17 protein-coding genes and 1 pseudogene are annotated in these 18468 nt (G+C 66.5%); 12 read left to right on the top strand and 6 right to left on the bottom strand.

Features of this window, described 5'->3' with window-relative positions; genetic code table 11:
• Window positions 1-82: 82 nt before the first annotated feature.
• Both ABQZ09_RS08065 and ABQZ09_RS08060 read right to left on the bottom strand, forming a co-directional pair.
• Window positions 83-871, bottom strand: a complete 789-nt coding sequence (locus tag ABQZ09_RS08065; protein WP_349776610.1) for a siderophore-interacting protein — start codon at window positions 869-871, stop codon at window positions 83-85.
• Between the two features lie 434 nt (window positions 872-1305).
• A complete protein-coding gene (locus ABQZ09_RS08060; RefSeq protein WP_349776609.1) occupies window positions 1306-1839 on the bottom strand; it encodes a PadR family transcriptional regulator in 534 nt (177 codons plus the stop codon).
• Window positions 1840-2037: 198 nt separating this feature from the next.
• Here ABQZ09_RS08060 and mdcA point away from each other — a divergent pair, with 198 nt between their 5' ends.
• From mdcA to ABQZ09_RS08015, 9 genes are all read left to right on the top strand, one after another.
• Entirely contained in the window at window positions 2038-3684 is a 1647-nt protein-coding gene (gene mdcA / locus ABQZ09_RS08055; protein ID WP_349776608.1) for a malonate decarboxylase subunit alpha, read from the top strand.
• 9 nt (window positions 3685-3693) lie between these two features.
• Window positions 3694-4011 carry a malonate decarboxylase acyl carrier protein gene (mdcC, locus tag ABQZ09_RS08050; RefSeq protein ID WP_104579238.1) on the top strand — a complete coding sequence of 106 codons (318 nt, stop codon included), beginning with the start codon at window positions 3694-3696 and terminating at the stop codon, window positions 4009-4011.
• A gap of 268 nt (window positions 4012-4279) precedes the next feature.
• Window positions 4280-5185, top strand: coding sequence for a biotin-independent malonate decarboxylase subunit beta (locus ABQZ09_RS08045; RefSeq protein WP_349776715.1), 906 nt, complete (start codon window positions 4280-4282; stop codon window positions 5183-5185).
• Window positions 5176-5880, top strand: coding sequence for a biotin-independent malonate decarboxylase subunit gamma (mdcE, locus tag ABQZ09_RS08040; RefSeq protein ID WP_349776607.1), 705 nt, complete (start codon window positions 5176-5178; stop codon window positions 5878-5880). The genes ABQZ09_RS08045 and mdcE overlap by 10 nt, the downstream gene beginning before the upstream one ends.
• 2 nt (window positions 5881-5882) lie before the next feature.
• A complete protein-coding gene (mdcG, locus tag ABQZ09_RS08035; protein ID WP_349776606.1) occupies window positions 5883-6524 on the top strand; it encodes a malonate decarboxylase holo-[acyl-carrier-protein] synthase in 642 nt (213 codons plus the stop codon).
• Between the two features lie 251 nt (window positions 6525-6775).
• Window positions 6776-7687 (top strand): triphosphoribosyl-dephospho-CoA synthase MdcB, encoded by a 912-nt coding sequence (gene mdcB, locus ABQZ09_RS08030; RefSeq protein ID WP_503018690.1) that lies wholly within the window; start codon window positions 6776-6778, stop codon window positions 7685-7687.
• Between the two features lie 178 nt (window positions 7688-7865).
• Window positions 7866-8786: a malonate decarboxylase subunit epsilon gene (mdcH, locus tag ABQZ09_RS08025; RefSeq protein WP_184553169.1), complete on the top strand. Its 921-nt coding sequence runs from the start codon at window positions 7866-7868 to the stop codon at window positions 8784-8786.
• An 87-nt stretch (window positions 8787-8873) separates the two neighbouring features.
• Window positions 8874-10229 (top strand): SLC13 family permease, encoded by a 1356-nt coding sequence (locus ABQZ09_RS08020; protein WP_349776604.1) that lies wholly within the window; start codon window positions 8874-8876, stop codon window positions 10227-10229.
• 79 nt (window positions 10230-10308) lie between these two features.
• On the top strand, window positions 10309-11028 hold the full coding sequence (locus tag ABQZ09_RS08015) for a GntR family transcriptional regulator (RefSeq protein WP_184553167.1): 720 nt from the start codon (window positions 10309-10311) through the stop codon (window positions 11026-11028).
• A 203-nt stretch (window positions 11029-11231) separates the two neighbouring features.
• Here the strand turns inward: ABQZ09_RS08015 and ABQZ09_RS08010 are convergent, their stop codons facing one another.
• The 4 genes from ABQZ09_RS08010 to ABQZ09_RS07995 form a co-directional block, all read right to left on the bottom strand.
• Complete coding sequence (locus ABQZ09_RS08010) at window positions 11232-11852, bottom strand: HAD hydrolase-like protein (RefSeq protein WP_184553165.1); 621 nt, start codon at window positions 11850-11852, stop codon at window positions 11232-11234.
• 93 nt (window positions 11853-11945) lie between these two features.
• On the bottom strand, window positions 11946-12365 hold the full coding sequence (locus tag ABQZ09_RS08005; protein ID WP_039405198.1) for an STAS domain-containing protein: 420 nt from the start codon (window positions 12363-12365) through the stop codon (window positions 11946-11948).
• Entirely contained in the window at window positions 12362-12793 is a 432-nt protein-coding gene (locus ABQZ09_RS08000; protein ID WP_039405201.1) for an ATP-binding protein, read from the bottom strand. The genes ABQZ09_RS08005 and ABQZ09_RS08000 overlap by 4 nt, the downstream gene beginning before the upstream one ends.
• A complete protein-coding gene (locus ABQZ09_RS07995; RefSeq protein WP_349776714.1) occupies window positions 12790-14733 on the bottom strand; it encodes a SpoIIE family protein phosphatase in 1944 nt (647 codons plus the stop codon). Before ABQZ09_RS07995 ends, ABQZ09_RS08000 begins: the two co-directional genes overlap by 4 nt.
• Window positions 14734-15038: 305 nt before the next feature.
• Here ABQZ09_RS07995 and ABQZ09_RS07990 point away from each other — a divergent pair, with 305 nt between their 5' ends.
• The 3 genes and pseudogenes from ABQZ09_RS07990 (at window position 15039) to ABQZ09_RS07980 (ending at window position 18403) form a co-directional block, all read left to right on the top strand.
• Window positions 15039-15638 carry a hypothetical protein gene (locus ABQZ09_RS07990; protein WP_349776603.1) on the top strand — a complete coding sequence of 200 codons (600 nt, stop codon included), beginning with the start codon at window positions 15039-15041 and terminating at the stop codon, window positions 15636-15638.
• Complete coding sequence (locus ABQZ09_RS07985) at window positions 15635-16960, top strand: XVIPCD domain-containing protein (protein WP_349776602.1); 1326 nt, start codon at window positions 15635-15637, stop codon at window positions 16958-16960. The genes ABQZ09_RS07990 and ABQZ09_RS07985 overlap by 4 nt, the downstream gene beginning before the upstream one ends.
• 429 nt (window positions 16961-17389) lie before the next feature.
• A pseudogene (locus ABQZ09_RS07980) lies at window positions 17390-18403 on the top strand (arabinogalactan endo-1,4-beta-galactosidase).
• Window positions 18404-18468: the final 65 nt, after the last annotated feature.

Raw genomic sequence — 18468 nt, 5'->3', positions numbered from 1 at the left:
GTCGCGCCCGGGTGCGCTCCTACGCGATCTCGATAACACTCGCTCGCGCGCCAGCGCGTCCCAACAAGAAGCGCGTGTTGCATCATTCCTCTGCGGAATGTGCCTTCCAGTAGCCCTTCGCGCGAATCCATTCCTTGTCAACGCCCAGGTGTTCCTCGATGAACTTGCGCATGGCACGGGCGCGCATGGACTCGGTGCCGATCCAGTAGAACGTGTCGCCGTCGTGCGGCTCGTAGTCGCGCAGGCTATCTTCCAGCAAGGTGCTGCTGGCTGCATCGAAGCCGTTACGCTCCAGCCAGTACACATCGACATCGGCCGCACTCGGCAACGCCTGCCGCTCGGCGGCATCGGCCACTTCGATGAACACCTCTGCCTGCAGGTCGGCCGGCATCGCCTCCAGCCAGCGGCCGATTGCCGGCAAGGCGGTTTCATCGCCGATCAATACATAACGATCGAAGTCATCGGCCACCAGGAACGAGCCGCGTGGGCCGCCAATGCGCAGTTCGTCGCCTGGCTGCGCCTGGGGGGCCCAACCGGAGGCCACCCCGTCACCGTGCAACACGAAATCGATGCTGAGCTCGCCGGTTTGCGGGTCGAACAGGCGCGGCGTGTAGTCGCGGCCGGGCGAGGGCAGGGCGCCGTCGGCGTAACGCGGTCCTTCCGGTGTCATGGTCGGCAGTACGAACGCGCCGTCGGCATTGGGGAAAAACAGTTTGACGTGATCGTCCGGTGCGTCGCTCTGGAAGCCGGCAAGCTCGCTGCCACCAAAGACAATGCGGCGCATCTGTGGCGTGATCGACTCGCAGCGCAGCACCTGTACGGAGCGCAGGCGTGGGTCGCGGCGGATTTGGGTGCTGGTGTGCAATGCCATGGGTGCAGGTCCTGGAGATACGTTGCAGTTGCGTGGTGGTGGAGGTGGGAGGTCAGGAGTAAAACTGACGAGGTGACAAGCAGTAAGCAACCAGTGATGGGCAGCGGCTGTGGGCGATTCCTTCTCCCATCGGGACACTGTCCTCCTTTATGGGGGAGAAGGTGCCCCGGAGGGGCGGATGAGGGTACGAGCGAAGCCTCGTGCAGTTGCAATAACGCGTGGCTTCGTCCGTACCCTCACCCCAACCCCTCTCCCGAAGGGAGAGGGGCTTCAAGCCGCCGCGAAGAGACACGATCGCCGTGGCAAATTTGCAGAGTGATGAAACTCGCAAACGGCGCATCCACCGCCACTCCTGCACGCCACTCGCATCAGCAAGCAACCTGTCGTAGTGACGCAGCCGCAATGACAGGTTTGTAGTCGCCAAGCACACCCGCTCAGCCGTCATCGCGCTCCATGCCGTCGGCGGCGGCGTTGAGTAACGCCGCAATGCGGGCAGTTTCTGCGTCGCTCCACTGCCCGTGCCGCGCAAACAGGCCATGCTTGATGCGGTGAATCGCATCGCGAATCGGCGCCGGCGTCTGTGCCTTGATCAATTCGCGTGCGCGCCGATGCGTGCGTGCCAGCGCCGCGTCGAAGGCATCGCGTTGCTGCGCGACATGCGCGCGGCCGGCATCGGTGACCTGATAGCGCTTGCGGCCGTCATCCACCGAGGTCTGCACCCAGCCATCGGCTTCCAGCTGCGCCAGCGCGGGATAGATCGCGCCAGCACTTGGGGTGTACAGCCCTTTGAACAGCGCGGCGATCTGCCGCATCAACTCGTAGCCATGGCGCGGGCGCTCGTCGATCAGCGCCAGCAACAGCAGGCGCAGATCGCCGTGCTCCAGCGGACGCGCCCGCCCGCCCGCCGCGCGGCCACGTGCGGCGGGCGGAGACGGATCGAGATCATCTGGAGAGCCGGATTGGCGCAAGCGCGGCCTTATTCGATATATCGAAAGATACCGAAACGATATATCGAAGCTTGCCTGCCGGCAAGTGCTTTGCTGTCGGGTCGATGACCGGCCACGGGGCGCAAGCGCAGATGCTGCAACGCGGCTGGACAGTGCCGGTTTCCGTAATTACGATGTAATTACTTCGGCATGACGGGCTTGGCCCGGTGAGGCAGCAGCATGAGTCGACAGTGGGACACCCAGGCCGAGAGCCGGCGTCTGCGCCTGCAGCGCGCCGCTGCACTGGCGCCACAGGGGCGCGTGGTGGCCGCCGACGATGTGGTGGCGTTGCTGGAGGCGGTCATCGAGCCCGGCGACCGTGTGTGCCTGGAAGGCAACAACCAGAAGCAGGCCGATTTCCTGGCGCGCTGCCTGACCGAGGTAGACCCTGCGCGCGTGCACGACCTGCACATGGTGCAGTCGGTGCTCTCGCTGGCGGCACACCTGGATGTGTTCGAGCGTGGTATCGCCAAGCGCCTGGATTTTTCGTTTTCCGGGCCGCAAGCCGCGCGCCTGGCCGGGCTGGTCAGCGAGGGCCGCATCGAAATCGGCGCCATCCACACCTATCTAGAATTGTTCGGCCGCTATTTCATCGACCTCACGCCGCGCATCGCGCTGGTCACCGCGCAGGCGGCCGACCGCCACGGCAATCTCTACACCGGGCCCAATACCGAAGACACGCCGGTGATTGTGGAAGCCACTGCGTTCAAGGGCGGCATCGTCATTGCGCAGGTCAACGAGATCCTCGACACCTTGCCGCGCGTGGACATCCCGGCCGATTGGGTGGACTTCGTCACCCAGGCGCCCAAGCCCAATTACATCGAGCCGCTGTTCACCCGCGACCCGGCGCAGATTTCCGAGATCCAGGTATTGATGGCGATGATGGCCATCAAGGGCATCTACGCCGAATACGGCGTGGACCGGCTCAATCACGGCATCGGTTTCGATACTGCCGCCATCGAGTTGCTGCTGCCCACCTACGCCGAATCGCTGGGGCTGAAGGGAAAAATCTGCCGGCATTGGGCGCTCAATCCGCATCCGGCGCTGATCCCGGCGATTGAATCGGGCTTCGTGCACTCGGTGCATTCGTTCGGTTCCGAACTGGGCATGGAAAACTACATCGCCGCACGCCCGGATGTGTTCTTTACCGGCGCCGACGGCAGCATGCGCTCCAACCGCGCGTTGTCGCAGACCGCAGGCATGTACGCCTGCGACATGTTCATCGGCTCCACCCTGCAGATCGATCTGCAGGGCAACAGCTCCACCGCCACGCGCGACCGCATCGCCGGCTTCGGCGGTGCGCCCAACATGGGCTCGGATGCGCGTGGCCGCCGGCATGCCAGCGATGCCTGGCTCAAGGCCGGGCGCGAAGCCGCAAGACCGGGCGAGATGCCGCGCGGACGCAAGCTGGTGGTGCAGATGGTGGAAACCTTCCGCGAGCACATGGCGCCGGCCTTCGTCGACAGGCTCGATGCCTGGGAACTGGCCGAGCGCGCCAACATGCCGCTGCCGCCGGTGATGATCTATGGCGATGACGTCAGCCATGTGTTGACCGAAGAAGGCATCGCCAACCTGTTGTTATGCCGCACGCCGGAAGAACGCGAGCAGGCGATCCGTGGCGTGTCCGGCTACACCGCCGTGGGCCTGGGACGCGACAAGCGCTTGGTGGAAAACCTGCGCGATCGTGGCGTCATCAAGCGGCCGGAAGATCTGGGCATTCGTCCGCGCGATGCCACGCGCGACCTGCTCGCTGCGCGCACGGTCAAGGACCTGGTGCGCTGGTCCGGTGGGTTGTACGACCCGCCGAAACGTTTTCGCAATTGGTAAGGGCTCAGCATGGAAACCCTGCGATATCGCTTTGACGGCCAGCACGGTGCACGTGTTGGCGTGGATCACGCACTGGTCGGCGTGGTTGCCTCCGGCAACCTGGAAGTGCTGGTTGAGCGCGTGCCGCTCGACGGCGCGATGGAGATCGAGATCCTCACCGCCGCACGCGGCTTCGGCGCCATCTGGCAGGCGGTGCTGGACGATTTCGCCGCGCGGCATCCACTGCGCGATGTGCGCATCAGCATCAACGATGTGGGCGCCACGCCTGCAGTGGTGAGCCTGCGCCTGGAACAGGCCATCGACGTGCTGCAAGGAGCCGACGCATGAGCCACCCCATCCACCTCACCGCAGGAGCGCACCCGGGCGCGACGGGCGTTCCCGGTATTGCCCCGGTCGCGCCCAGGTACGCTCCTACGCACGTTGTAGCCAGCGTCAGCGTTACCGCGGCCGAGCGCAGCCACAACGAACTCGCACACCCAGTCCATCTCGTAGGAGCGCACCCGGGCGCGACGGGCATTGCCGGTTGCGCCCCGGTCGCGCCCAGGTGCGCTCCTACGCATGTCGTCGGGAGACGTGTATGAGCACCACCATTCCCATGGCCGAGCGCAGCTACTACGAAGCCGATGCGCGCGAGCGGATCGACGGGTTGCTGGATGCCGGCAGCTTCCGCGAATTCGTCGGTCCACGTCGCCGCCTGATCAGCCCGCATCTGGCCCAGCTGGATACGCCCGGCGCGTTCGACGACGGCATCGTTGTCGGCGAAGGCACGTTGCGTGGGCGCACCGTGCTGATCGCCGCACAGCAAGGCGCCTTCATGGGCGGCGGCGTCGGCGAGGTGCACGGTGCCAAGCTCACCGGCCTGCTCGAACGCGCCGCAGCCACGCAACCGGCTGCGGCGCTGTTGCTGCTCGACACCGGCGGCGTGCGCCTGCATGAAGCCAACGCCGGCCTGATCGCCATTTCCGAAATCATGCGCGCCACCCTGAACGCGCGCGCCGCCGGCGTGCCGGTGCTGGCCTTGATCGGCAGCGGTAACGGCGCCTTCGGCGGCATGGGCATCGTGGCGCGCTGCTGCAGCGCGGTGATCATGTCCGAAGAGGGTCGGCTGTCGTTGTCCGGCCCGGATGTGATCGAAACCGTGCGCGGGGTGGAAGAGTTCGACGCGCGCGACCGTGCCCTGGTGTGGCGCGTGACCGGTGGCAAGCACCGCTACCTGCTGGGCGATGCGCAGACCCTGGTGGCCGACCGCATCGCGGCGTTTGCCGATGCGGCGCTCACCACGCTCGACACACTCGCAGAACCCGACGGCGGCGATGCCGCCTTGCAAGCCCTGGAGCACGCGCATCACCAGCTGGCCGCGCGCATCGATAGCTATGGCGATTGCCGCGACGGCCTGGAGATCTGGCAACGCCAGGGCATCGTCGACGCGCAGCGCCTGCCGCTGCTGGACACCGATGCCTTCCTTGCCGCCACCGCCGACCGGAGCACGCCATGGAACTGAGCCAACTGCTGGACCAGCTGTTCCCGCTCGGCCACGCGATCGCCCGCAACGCCGATGTGCTCACCGGCAGCGCCACCACCGCGGCCGGCGAGGTCACCGTGATCGGCACCGCCAACACGCTGGAAGTCGGCGTGGACCATGCGCTGGCATTGGCGGCGACCGTACTCGCCAGCACCCGCGCGCATCCGCAACGCCCCATCGTGATGCTGGCCGACACGGCCGGGCAACGGCTCGCACGCCGCGACGAATTGCTCGGCATCAATGGCTATTTTGCGCATCTGGCACGCGCGCTGGATCTGGCGCGCAGGCGCGGCGCGCGGCTGGTGACCCTGGTCTATGGCGAAGCGGTCAGCGGCGGGTTTCTGTCGTTCGGGCTGATGGCCGACCACATCTACGCGCTGCCGGACGCGCAGGTGCGGGTGATGGATCTACGTGCGATGGCGCGGGTGACCAAGCAATCGGTGGACACCTTGCAGGCGCTGAGCAAGAGCTCGCCGGTGTTCGCGCCGGGCGTCGAAAACTACGTGCGCATGGGTGCGGTGGAATCGCTGTGGGACGGCGATCTGGCAGAAGCATTGCTCGCTGCATTGGCCGCGCCCACCGACGGCGACCAGCGCCGCGCACTCGGCGCGCAGCGCGGCGGGCGCACCCTGGCGCGCGATGTCGCCGCCGCCGTGGCCGCAGGCGAGGCGTGAGCATGCCCGGCCGCCACGCACTGGTGTGGTTGCGCCCCGGCGCGCGCTGGCAAGCGCTGACACCGGGTGCGCAGCCACGGCTGCAGCAGTGGTTTGCTGCGGGCCTGCCGGCAGTGGTGGCGCGTGGGGATGGCAGCCAGGCACCCGGCCACGTGCGGCTCGGCGTGCCGTTGCCGCCGGACGAAGGTAAACAGCGCCTGGCATTAATCGCCGGGATGGACGACATCGCGCGCAGCACCGCACCAATGGCGCTGGATGCCGTGATCGCTACCGCCCCCATTTCGGTGCAGCCTGCACTGCGGGCCCTGCTGACGCAGGCCACTGCCGGCGGCCTGCAGCCGCGCGTGTTCGGCAGCGTTGCCTGGCAGGCCCTCACCGGGCTTGCGTATGTGCATGCGCAATCGGATCTGGATCTGCTGTGGTCCATCGCCACACCCGAACAGGCGCACAGGGTGGTGACGTTGCTGCAGCGCTGGGAACGGAGCCACGGGCTGCGCGCAGACGGCGAGCTGCTGCTGTCCGACGACACCGCGGTGAACTGGCGCGAATACGCCGGCAGCGCACAGCAGGTCTTGGTGAAATCCAGCGACGGCTGCCGCTTGCTGGCGCGCAGCGCGCTGTTTCCGGTGGGGTGCGCGGCATGAGGAGGCTGGTCGAACGCACCGCCGATACCAGGCCCTCGGGGACGCAGTGCAATGCGGCCGGGCGGCAGCCAGCATCAACGCCATCAACAGACACGCGCATTGCACCACACCTGGCTGGTGCGGCTCGCCCTTCGACAGGCCTGGCACGTGCGGGGCGCCCGTCGGCACCGGTACTGCTACCTGCAGCACCGCAGGACTCGCCGTCGCAACCAGGGCCGGGTCCTGCCCTCGCAGACGGCGGCAGCAGCCTAATGCATGCGCCATCGCGTGCTACGGCCACGCGCGGCGATCTGCAGCACAACGCAGTGCTGCAAGGCACATCGCATGCGGCCGCCGGCACCACCAGCGCGCTGGCGCATCGGCTGGGCCGGCTCGCGGTCGCCGCCTTGCATGCAGAACTGAGCTGCGCACCCAAGCCCGGCCTGGTCACGCCGTTCGACCGCGGCAGCCACACCGATATGGACGCGTCGACGTTTCTGCGCAGCCTGTTCGCCCTGCGTGGCTACTTCGTTGCGATTGCGCAGGCCGGTATCGACAACGCGCCGTTTGAGCAATTGCGCCAGCTCGGCATCGCGGCCGAAGCGGCGATGCTGCGCGCCACCGGCGGCATCAACACCCATCGCGGCGCGATCTTCAGCCTGGGCCTGCTCACTGCGCAGGCCGCGCGCCTGCGTGTCGCGCACGGGAGCCGCCCCGTCGGCGAAGCCGTCTGCACCGCGGTGCAGGTCTGGCGCGACGCCTTGCGCACCGCGCCGCTGGATCCCCACAGCAATGGCCAGCGCGTGCGTGCAGCGTTGCAGATCGGTGGCGTGCGCGAGCAGGCCGCAGCCGGTTATCCGTTACTGCGCGAGATCGCATTGCCGTCGCTGCGCAGCGCACTGCACAGCGGCGCCACGCGCCAGGCCGCAGTGGCGCAGACCTTGATGCACTTGATTGCCGAGGTCGACGATCTCAACCTGTTGCATCGCGGCGGGCAGGCAGGGCTGGCTTACGCAAGGACGCAAGCACGTGCATTTCTCGCCGCGGGCGGTATCGCACAAGCGCAGTGGTGTGATCGCTTGAACGCCATCGGCAGGCAATTCGTTGCGCGTCGTCTGAGCCCGGGTGGCAGCGCCGATCTGCTGGCCTGCGCCTGGTTCCTGCACTGTCAGGAGACCGTATGAGCACGCAGCAGCCACCGGCAGCGGCGAAGACGCTGCGCGTGCAAACTTGCGGTAATGGCGCCCATGCCACTGCCCCGGGAAACGGCGTCCTGCTCCGGCACGTGGAAGAATGGGCCCGCAGGGCGGATGCGGGCCACGCGCGCATGGCGCACGGCCTTACCTGCACGCAGGCCACTCCATGAGCCTGGCCGTGCTCTGTCCCGGCCAGGGCGGTCAACATGCCGCGATGTTTGCGCGCGTCGCCGATGCGCCTGCCGCGGCCGGCGTACTCGCTGCAGCGGGTCAGGTGCTTGGCGCCGCGCCGCACATCCTTGCCGCAGACCCGGGCCGCTATGCCAACGCCATCGCGCAGCCGCTGGTGTGCGCGGGCACCCTGGCGCAGTGGCAGGTGTTGCGCCAGCAGCTTCCCGTGCCGTTGCTGGTGCTCGGCTACAGCGTGGGCGAGCTGGCGGCGCATGCAGTGGCCGGCAGCGTCGACATCGAAACCTGCCTGCAGCTTGCAGCCACCCGCGCCCGCCTGATGGATGCCGCCAGCCCCGACGACGCCGGGCTGATGGCCGTCATCGGCCTGTCACTGCCCACGCTCGCTGCCCTGTGCACCGCGCACGGCGCAGCGCTGGCCATCGTCAATGGCGATGACCATGCGGTGCTTGGCGGTCCACGTCCTGCACTGCAGGCGCTGGGCGACGCAGCGCAGGCGCGTGGCGCACGCGTCACGCTGCTGCCGGTGAGCGTGCCGGCGCACACCCCGTGGCTGCGCAGCGCCGCCGCTGCATTCGCGGTCGAACTGAACACCGCCCGCATCGGTGCCCCGAAGGTGCGCGTGCTCGCCGGCATCGATGCACGTGCGGTCGGCACGCAGGCGCAGGTTGTCGACAGCCTGGCCGCGCAGATCGCACAGACCGTGCGTTGGTACGACGTGCTGGTGCAGGCCGCCGAACGCGGTGCACGCGTGTTTCTCGAACTCGGGCCCGGCAGCGCATTGGCGCGCATGGCGCGCGAGGTGTTGCCGGCGTGCGAGGCGCGCTCGGTAGACGACTTCCACAGCACCGAGGGTGTTGTGGAGTGGGTCAACGCCGCGTGCGAGCGTGCGGCATGACGATCAGGCAGGTGCTGCACACGGTGTGACCCTGGGATGGCGGGTGGCCATCCGTGCTGTACGCGTATCAGGTGTCTGGGAGGGCGCATGACCCCGCAAATTGCAACGATTCTTGGCTTGGTGATCATGTTCATCGTCGCCACCGCATTGCCCATCAACATGGGTGCGGTGGCCTTCGCGCTGGCGTTCATCGTTGGCGGTGTGTGGGTGGGGCTGGATGGCAAGGAGGTGCTGGCCGGCTTTCCGGGCGACCTGTTCCTCACCCTGGTCGGCATCACCTATCTGTTCGCCATCGCGCAGAAGAACGGCACCATCGATCTGCTGGTGCACTGGGCGGTCCGCGCGGTACGCGGGCGCATCGTCGCCATCCCGTGGGTGATGTTCGTCATCACCGGCCTGCTCACTGCCTTCGGTGCGCTGGGCCCGGCCGCGGTGGCCATCATCGGCCCGGTGGCGTTGCGCTTTGCCAGGCAGTACCGCATCAACCCGTTGATGATGGGCCTGCTGGTGATCCACGGCGCGCAGGGCGGCGGGTTTTCGCCGATCAGCGTGTATGGCGGCATCACCAACAAGGTGGTCGAAAAGGCCGGGCTGGACGTCACCGAAATGGCGGTGTTCCTCACCAGCCTGGGCTTCAACCTGATGATGGCGATCATCTGCTTCTGCGCTTTCGGCGGGCTCAAGCTGATGCGCCGGCAAGAGGTCTCGCTGGCCGATGCGCAGTACGTGCCGGTCAGCGGCGATCAGGCCTCGCAGCGGCGCTTCGCCATTGAAGGGCATGGCGCACTGGTGGCACCGGGCGGCGGCACCTTGTCCACCGACCCGCTGGCACTGGAAGCGGTCTCCATCACCCGCGACCGTGTGATCACCCTGGTCGGCCTGCTGGGCCTGGGCGTTGCGGCATTGGTGTACAACCTCAATGTCGGGCTGGTGTCGATCACCGTTGCGGTGGCACTGGCGCTGATCTCCCCCAACGCGCAGAAGGGTGCGGTAGACGGCATCAGCTGGTCCACGGTGCTGTTGATCAGCGGCGTGGTCACCTATGTCGCGGTGCTGGAAAAGGCCGGTGCGGTGGACTACATCGGCACCGGCGTCTCGCACATCGGCATGCCGATGCTGGGCGCCTTGCTGGTCTGCTATGTGGGCGGCATCGTGTCTGCGTTCGCGTCGTCGGCGGCGGTGCTGGGCGCCACCATCCCGCTGGCGGTGCCGTTCCTGATGCAGGGCCAGTTGGGCGCCGCCGGAGTGATCTGTGCGCTCGCCGTGTCGTCCACCATCGTCGATGTCAGCCCGTTTTCCACCAACGGCGCGCTGGTGGTGGCCTCGGCCGCCAAGGAAGAGCGCGACGGCCTGTTCCGCCGCTTCCTGGTCTACAGCGGGCTGGTGGTGTTGCTGGGGCCGCTGGCGGCGTGGCTGCTGTTCGTGGTGCCGGGCTGGCTGTGAGGGTGGCAGCGTCGGGCAGGTGCAAGGGGCGCCCCGCTAGAATGGGCGCCCCAGACCCGATGCCGACGACCTGCCTGCCATGACCCTCGCCCCTGATTCGCGCGTGTCCAAGAAGCGCGTACCGCTGTACGAGGAAGTGGCCGAGCGCCTGCGCCAGAAGATCTACGACTACGCGCTGCCGCCGGGCGAATGGATCGACGAGCCGGCCCTGGCCGAGGAACTGGGCATCAGCCGCACCCCGCTGCGCGAGAGCCTGAAGTTGCTCGCGGCCGAAGGCCTGGTGCAGCTGGATGCCGGCCGCGGCAGCCGGGTCACGCGGCTGACGCTGGAAGACCTCAACCAGCTGTTCCCGGTGATGGCGATGCTGGAAGGCCGCTGCGCGCACGACGCGGTCAAGCGCCTGGATGCGGTAGGTGTACAGCGGCTGGAAGACCTGCATGCGGCGATGGAAGCCGCATCGGCGGCCGGCGATCTGGCCGAGTACTACCGCAACAATTATCTGATCCACGAAACCGTGCAGCAGTACGCCGGCAATCCTTGGTTGATCCGGGTGACGCACGATCTGCACCGCATCTTGAAGATGCACCGCGGGCGGCAATTGCTGACCCCCGGGCGCATGGCGCAATCGCTGGCAGAGCATCGCGAACTGATGGACTGCGTGCGCCGCGGCGATGCCGAAGGCGCCGAGCGCACCATGCACGGGCATCTGTTGAGCCAGGGCCAGGCCTTGGCGGCGTACGTGGCCGCGGGCGGCATGTTGAACGTGCCGGCACCATTACCGAGGGTAGGCGGGGTCTAGACGTCGGCGCTGTCCGGGCGCATCACCCCGCGCACCAAGATCGCACATCCGTTCTCCCACCGGGACATTGTCCTCCTTCATGGGAGAGAAGGTGCCCTAAGGGCGGATGAGGGCACGCGCGCGCGCAGCACCGGCAAGCTTCTCGCTCTGGCGAATCCCCAATCCCCAATCCCCAATCCCCAATCCCAGCCGAAAAAAACGGGCTACTCCGCCAACGCGAGCAACGCATCCACGCGTTCGATCAACAACGTCCCAGCCAATCCCGCAAACACCTCCGGGTGCGCATAGCCCCAGGCCACCGCAGCAAACGGCAGGCCCACCGCTTGCGCCGCCTCCCAGTCGGCGACCTGGTCGCCCACATACACCGCCTGCGCTGCGCGGTAGCCGGTTGCGCGCAAGACCCGACGCAAGGCGCGCTGCTTGCCCAGCAGATGCGAGCCGCCTTCGATCACCGCAAACTTCGCGCTCAACGCAGCTCCCAGCGCGCGCTGCACATTCTCCACCGAGTTGGACGACACCACCGCCAGGCGCGTGCCACCTGCGTGCAATTCGGTCAGCGCCGTGGCAATACCGTCAAACAGCGCCACCGGTGGTGCGGCGCGCATCAGCCGGATGAAGTCGGCCGCCACCAGCGGTAGACGCCATGCGCTCAGGCCGGAAACCTTGACCAACTCGCGCGTGCTCAGGCGGCGCGCGGCGTCCACTTCGTGCGCTTCCACGGCGCGGAATCCGTGCCGGCTGGCGAGAACGCGCTGTGTGCTCAGAAAGAAATCAAACGAATCGGCCAGCGTGCCGTCGAAATCGAAAATGATCAGTGCAGCCATGGCAACGCACGCAGCGGGGCGCCATAGCCTAACCAGACGCGTGCAGCTGTCGCACGCGCACACGTCCCCACGTGTACGCGCACGCGATGCCGCTTACGCTTCGGCGAAATGCGGCACGATCGGCGTATCGCCTTGCGCGCTCTGCTCGATCACCTTGCGCTGCATCGCGGCCAGGTAGGCATCCAGCTCTTCGGTGGAGGCGAACACATCGCTCAACGGCACCGCCTTGACCATGTCGAAGACCTTGCGGATCTGCGGCTGCGGGTTGCTCACCAGCACCTTGCCCTGGCGCGTGGCCAGCGCCTTGCGTGCCTTGAAGATGCAACGGATGCCGGCGCTGGAAATGTATTCCAGTGCGCTCAGGTCCAGCACCAGGGTAGTGATGCGGGTGCCCAGCAACGGCGACAGCGCCGCGTCCAGGTCCTGATAGGTGTGAGTGTCCAACCGCCCGGTCAGGATCACGCGTTGACGGGTGTCTTGCGGCGGGTCGATCTGGATGGCGAGCGTGGTCATGACAGGGCCTCGGGGACAGGGGCGTACGGGTGGAGCAGGGTGACGCGCACGATGTTGTATGCACCATCGCGGCGGTAGTCGATGTGATCGGCGAACTGATGCACCAAAAACAACCCCAGCCCGCCGATCTGGCGATCGTCGAGCTCGCTGGCGATGTCGGGCATATGCGCCGCACAGGGGTCGAACGCGATGCCGGCATCGTGCATTTCCAGCACCAGTGCCTGTGGGTCCAGCTGCAGTTGCAGGCGCAGCGGCTGTTCGGCGCACTGCCCATGGGTGAGCGCGTTGCAGCCGAGCTCTTCCACGATCAGCCGCACCTGGCCGATGCGCTCGGCGTGCAGGCCTTCGCGCGTCAGCGAGTCTTCCAGCGCGTCGTTGGCGCCGGCCAGCTGGGCCAGCGACGGGGCAATGGCCAGATCGAGCTTCATGGAGCCGTCACCTCTCCGGGAACGCCCCGGCCGGTCTCTGCGACCCGTCCAGCATGCTCCTGGCGCAGCCGGATCGCCAGCAGCGTGATGTCGTCATAGGGGTCGGCCTGGCCAGTGAAACGGGCGATGTTGGCCACCACCGCCTTGCACTGCGCGGCGGCGCTGCGGCGCGGGTGCAGCGTGGCCAGCAGCCGCTCCAGCCCGTAGCTGGCGCCGTGTTCGTCCATGGCCTCGGTCACGCCGTCGGTGTAGCCCAGCAGGGTCTGGCCGGCGCTCATGCGCCCGTGCAGCACCGGAAACGAAACCTGCGGCTCGATCCCCAACGGGGCACCGGTCTCCAGTGGCAGGACGCGTGCCTTGCCATCGATATCGATCAGCAACGGCGGCTCGTGCCCGGCGCTGGCCAGCCAGTAGTCGCCGCTCACCACATTGATCAATCCGCACAACACGGTGGCGAACATGCAGGTGTCGTTGTTTTCGGCCAGCCGCGTGGACGCGGCAATCAGGATCCCGTCCGGACGTGTATAGCGGCGCGCAGCGATCTCCAGCACGCTCACCGCGCGCGCCATGAACAAGGCCGCCGGCACGCCCTTGTCGGACACATCGCCCACCACGAACCACAGCAGCCCCGGTTCGGTCTCGAAGAAATGATAGAAGTCGCCGCCCACCGCCTTGGCCGGCTCCAGCCACGCGCAGGTTTCCAGATGCGAACTGGCGCGGTCGAAGGTGCGCCCGGACGGCAGCATGGCCTGCTGGATCTCGCGTGCAATCTGCAGCTCGCTGTGCATGCGCTCGCGCGCGGCGGTCATCTCGCCGATCTCGCCGATGTGGTGACGGATCGCATCGCGCGCCGTGTCGAACGCGCGCGCCATCACGCCCACCTCGTCGTCGCGTTCGATATGCCGCAACGGGTACTCGAATTCGCCGCGCCGGAAGTGCTCGGCGGTGTTGGTCAGTTCCTCGATCGGCCGTGTCAACTTGCGCGTGATCCGCCCCATCAACCACCACCACACGCCCGCGCCCAGCAACGCCGCCATCGCCACCCACGCGACCAGCCAGTTCAGGCCGGACAGCACGTAGCGTTCGGAGGCGGACAGCACGAAGGTCCAGCCACTGCGGCCCACCGCCGCGCTGTGGGTCAGGAACCGCTCGCCGTCCGGCGCGGTGTGTGCAAACGAAATCGGCTGGCCGGCTGCCAGTGCGCGCTGCAATGGCCGCAGGTCCGGCCGCGAGCGCGCCACATAGCTGTCCAGGCTGTGGTGCAGATTCAGCGCCGGATCGGGGCTGAACACCAGCATGCCTTCCGGCGACAACAGCATCGGCTGGATCCCGATGTCGCGCGGCAGCTGGTCGATGATCTCGCGCAGATGTTGCAGCGGCAGATCCACGCTCACCATTCCCACCGGCGCCGCATCCGGCGCGTCACCGGGGCGCCGCAGCGGCAGGTTGTAGCTGGTGTACAGGGCATTGCCGTCATTGCGGTTGAGGTAGGGCTCTGACCACCACGCACGGCCCTCGCGCTGGGTGCGCACATACCACGGCATCGTGCGGTAGTCGTAGCCCAGCTCCAGCGCCGATTTCTCCACCAGATGGGTGCCGTCGCGGCGCACGTACCAGACAAACCCGGTATCGCCGGCCTTCTGCGTGCGCGGCTCGATGATCAGGCGCGTCGCTCCGATATCCGGGTCGCCACTGAGCGTGGCCAGCAGCAAGGCACGCAGATTGAACGGCTGCAGCCCCACCGCACTGCTGCTCGCGGCCAGGGTGCGCCCGCTCACCTGCACCGAATCCAGCATCGCCGCCAGGCTGCGTGCGGTTTGCTCGGTCAGCCCGTCCACTTCGGTGCGCGCCGCTTCCACCAACTCGGTGCGCGCCCCGACGTAGAACACCGTCCCCAGCACCACCAGCAACACCAGCAACACGGCAGTTGCCGCCAGCATCACCCGCGTGCGCAGGCTGTTGCGCCAGTGCACACGCGGGGTGACCGGCGATGGCCGTGCGGGCGGGCTGGCAACGGTGGCGATGAAGCGCGCTCCTTGGCGGCGGCTGCGCCCGATCATGGCAGCTTTGCACTCATCCACAAGCGCGACGAGCGGCCTCATCCTCACAAGCGTCCAATTGACCACCCGAACTCAAGCGGACTAGATTGGCGGCCCAACTGCCACGGAGGCCGGCCTTGCGCCAGATTCTGACCCCAAGCCTGCTGGCCCTATTGCTTACGGCCTGTAACGCCCCGGAGACCAGCATGACCCAGACCCTTTCCCCCGCCACCGAGGCCACCGCAGAAGCCGACGTCGAGGCCGGCGGCCGCGGCCTTGCCAAGTTGAATCCGAGCCCGCGCAAGGCGTATGAGGTCACCGTCAAGATCGACAAAGCACCGGGTGCGTTCGGAGCTGTCAATGGGTATGCGCAGTACGACGTCAGCAATGACAGCGAGTGTGGCCAGATTCATCCCCAGACCGGCGTTGGGCAGCGCATCACCAGCAATGAGCCGGTCGTGTTGAAAAAAGTCTCAGAGCAGGAATATCAAGGAATCGTCTACCTCGATCTGATGCTGGATGAGGACTACTACGGGCGTGGGACGTGTCATTGGGAAATGACAGGCGCACGTGTCTCCCTGAAGGCCAGTGGAAAAAAAGAGGAGATCGCGTTTCTGCCGTTCATTGAAACCAAGGATGTCGTGGCAGGCAAGCCGGTCACGCTGTATTTCTGGAAAGGCGGTTACCCCAAGGAAGATATCGAAGACTACGCCGACAATGGTTTGCCCTCGGCTTCAGACTTCAAGCCGGAGCTGCGTGATCAATTGTTCTCGGTCACCCTGGTCGCCAAAGAGGTTTCACCGTGAAGCCGACCTCGCAGCAATACGCCATTCTGTCCAATGAGGGCTACGTCGACCACAAGGTCGGCAAGCGCGGACCTGGCGACCGTGAGCGAGTGGATGTTGGTGGCGTGAGTTACGAAATTCTGGAGCACGTCAATAATCGAAAGACGGGCTACCAGGGAACGATTTACCAACGCGTTGGCGGCGGAGACATTGTCGTCGCTCACCGGGGTACGGAGGAAATCTATCGTGACGCGCTGCAGGCAGATGGCTCGATGGTCTTTCAGCGCGCTAACCCCCAGTCCGAAGATGCGATAGCCCTGACAAAAAGTGCGCTTGGCTATGCGGCAAAGCAGGAGCAGCGCACCGGGCACGCGCCCGAGGTCACCGTCACCGGCCACTCGCTAGGTGGAGCGCTTGCGCAGGTCAGCGCGCACCACTTCGATTTGAAAGGTGAGACCTTTAATGCGTATGGCGCGGCGAGCTTGGCCTATCGCATTCCAGAAGGCGGCACCAGCGTGGTCAATCACGTGATGGCAGCCGATCCTGTGAGTGCAGCCTCCCCGCATTACGGAGAAGTGCGCGTTTACGCCAGACCCAGCGAGATCGCGGCGCTGAGCGCCATGGGCTACAGCAACAGCAAGGTGAACTTTCTGATTCCCGATTCACCGGTGGCCTCTGCCGTCAATTCATTGGGGTCGCACACCATCAAAAATTTCTTGGATGAGCGTTCCCCGCTCAATGACCCGCAAGCACGTCAGCTTGCAGATCAGAACAAGAGAATGATCAACGAGTATCGATCCGATCTGGATGAGATCCGCGCCGGCATCACCTTGTTGAGTCGTGGCCCGAAGGGCCTCGGCCAGGACGCCATCGACGCCATCCGTGGGCCGCTCGCTCCGGGTGAGCCGGCCAAGCGTGACGCGCGCGAGCATGGCAACGGCCACACCTCGCTGCGTATCGATCAACCCGGGCACGTGGGTAACTCCCTGTTTCAGGATGCCCAGCGTGGCGTGCATGCCCAGGATGCCCGCGCCGGCCGCGCGCCCGACCAGCAGAGCGCGCAGCTATCGGGCGCGCTCGCCTCGGAGATGCACGCCGCCGGTGGCCAGCGCATCGATGCGGTGATGATGACCCCGGATGCCGCACGGACCTTTGCGGTGCAGGGGCGCGTGGACGACCCCGCGCAACTACGCGTCAGCGTGGAGACCATGACCGCCATGAACACCCCGCTGGAGCAGAGCAGCCAGCGCGTGGCCGACAACGCCGCACGTCAGTCGGTGGCATTGGAGCAGCAGCAGGCGCAGACCCAGCAACAGCAGCAAGGTGCGCGCGCCATGGGCTGATGGGTGCGTGGCATGCTGCCGCGGCGGATGAGTGCCCGGGTGTGCATCACCCCGGCAGGCGTTGCGGCGTGTGGCGCCGAGCCTGCCCATCACCATCATCGGGGGGTCTACCGAAACGCCGGGCTTGCCCGGCGTTTTCGCGTTCAATTGCGCAGTAATACGCAGGGGTGCTGCTGCACCCGCACAACCGCGCGCCTCCACAACGCACGTGGACTCAAGGTTTTCCTGCCTCGAGATATGCCGCAACACGCTTGCACCTATAGCGGCCTCAACCGCGCTGTACTGCCGTGCTTGAATCGCAACCGCTGTGCAGCGACACATGGTGAAGCGGCAACGCTCGCGCGCACCGTGGCCGCATGCACTCCGCAACACAGGGGGAATCACGCAAGGCGCCGCCCGGCGCGACATCCATCGATCGAGGAACCTTTCATGGCTATTTTTCGCATCCAGTACCACCGCGTGCTGCTCGTGCTGGCGCTGTGCCTGTGCAGCGCCGGCGTCAGCGCCCAGGGCATCGCCAAGGGCGCCGACGTCAGCTGGCTCAACTAACAGGCCGCCAACAATCCGCCGCAGGTATTTCGCGATGCGGCAGGCAACACCACCGACTTCATCAAGCTGTTCAAGGACGTGGGCGGCAACGCGATTCGCCTGCGCGTGTGGGTCAACCCGTCCGGCGGCTGGAACGATGGCCGCGACACCCTGGATAAAGCCAAGCGCGCCGCCGCCCAGGGCATGCGCATCATGATCGACTTCCATTACAGCGACAGCTGGGCCGACCCGGGCAAGCAGACCAAGCCGGCCGCCTGGGCGGGCCACTCCGTTGCCCAACTCAATACCGATGTCTACAGCCACACCCAGGGCATCCTCAAATACCTCAAGGACAACGGCATCACCGTCACCTGGGGGCAGGTGGGCAACGAGATCAACAGCGGCATGTTGTGGAACGAAGGCAAGACGCCCAACTTCGCCAACCTGGGCCAGTTCATCAACAGCGGCTACAACGCCACCAAGGCGGTGTATCCCAACGCCAAGGTCATCGTGCATCTGGCCAACGGCTACGACAACGCCAACTTCCGCTGGTTCTTCGACAACCTGCGCTCGGCCGGCGGCAAGTGGGACGTCATCGGCATGTCGCATTACCCGCCTGTCGGCAGCTGGCAGGACTACAACAACCGCCTGGACACCAACCTGCGCGACATGATCACCCGCTACGGCAGCGACGTGGTGGTGGCCGAGGTCGGCATGGACTGGCAACAAGCGGCCACCACCCGCGCCATGCTCACCAACCTGCTCAGCCGCAGCAACGCCATCAACGGCAGCCACAGCAAGCAGGTGCTCGGCGTGTTCTATTGGGAGCCCAACGCCTACCCCGGCTGGCAGGGCTACACCATGGGCGCGGTCAACAACAACGGCCAATTGACCGAAGCGCTGCAGGCGTTCTGACCAGCATGCTCCTGCGGGGCGGCGCCCGCCGTCGGGATTTCCTGGCGCGCACCCGCAGACACGCC

This window comes from Xanthomonas sp. WHRI 6106 (genome assembly GCF_040202405.1).
Classification (GTDB): domain Bacteria; phylum Pseudomonadota; class Gammaproteobacteria; order Xanthomonadales; family Xanthomonadaceae; genus Xanthomonas; species Xanthomonas cannabis.
The sequence above is the reverse complement of the archived record's forward strand: the minus strand, read 5'-3'. Positions and strand labels throughout refer to the sequence as shown.